The organism is Gilliamella sp. B3892, assembly GCF_026536305.1.
Taxonomy (GTDB): domain Bacteria; phylum Pseudomonadota; class Gammaproteobacteria; order Enterobacterales; family Orbaceae; genus Gilliamella.
This window is the reverse complement of the sequence record NZ_JAFNOK010000048.1, coordinates 1-551: the sequence shown is the minus strand read 5'-3', so window position 1 is coordinate 551 and position 551 is coordinate 1. Positions and strand designations below refer to the sequence as shown.

Sequence of the window (551 nt, the reverse complement as noted above, 5' to 3'; positions counted from 1 at the left end):
TTAGCACAAAATCGAATGATGTGGGCTGTTTTAAACGATATTGCAAAACAAGTTGAATGGAACGGAGAAAAACTGACAGCAGAAGAATGGAAACATTTAATCACAGCCCATTTACATGGTCAGAAATGTGTAAAAGGGATTCAAGGAGGATTGGTCTTTATAGGGCTATCTACTCGTAAAATGAACAAAAAAGAATTTGCTGATGTGGTTGTCTGTGCTGAGCAATTTGGAGCCGAAAATGGTGTTAGATTTAGTGCAGATGCGCAGGAGGCAATACGACTAGCTGAGCAATATAAAGACCAATTATTAAAGGTGGCATGATGAACGACACATTAAAAACAATTGATGAATGTATAGAAGAAGCCGAGCAACTATTGGCATGGCTATATGAACAACGCAGAGAATACATAAATCAGCATAATTTAAATAAGGTTAACGATGAGCAAACTAACTAAGGAAGCAAAAGGGCGAGAATGCCAAGTGCGCTTACCGTGCTGTAATCATAATCCTGAAACTACCGTATTAGCGCATTATCGTTTAGCTGGTACGTG

The 551-nt window shown here is 38.7% G+C and carries 3 protein-coding genes; all 3 read left to right on the top strand.

The genetic code is table 11. The features are described 5' to 3' along the window. The coding region (locus J3U74_RS12480; protein WP_267338086.1) for a recombination protein NinB at positions 1-321 on the top strand (321 nt) is incomplete at its 5' end. After that, the gene (locus J3U74_RS12475) at positions 321-455 is read left to right on the top strand and encodes a hypothetical protein (RefSeq protein WP_267328496.1); all 135 of its coding nucleotides are present in this window, start codon (positions 321-323) and stop codon (positions 453-455) included. The genes J3U74_RS12480 and J3U74_RS12475, both read left to right, overlap by 1 nt. Continuing rightward, positions 439-551 (top strand): nuclease domain-containing protein (locus J3U74_RS12470; RefSeq protein ID WP_267377561.1); only part of this gene is annotated, 113 nt, incomplete at its 3' end. The genes J3U74_RS12475 and J3U74_RS12470, both read left to right, overlap by 17 nt.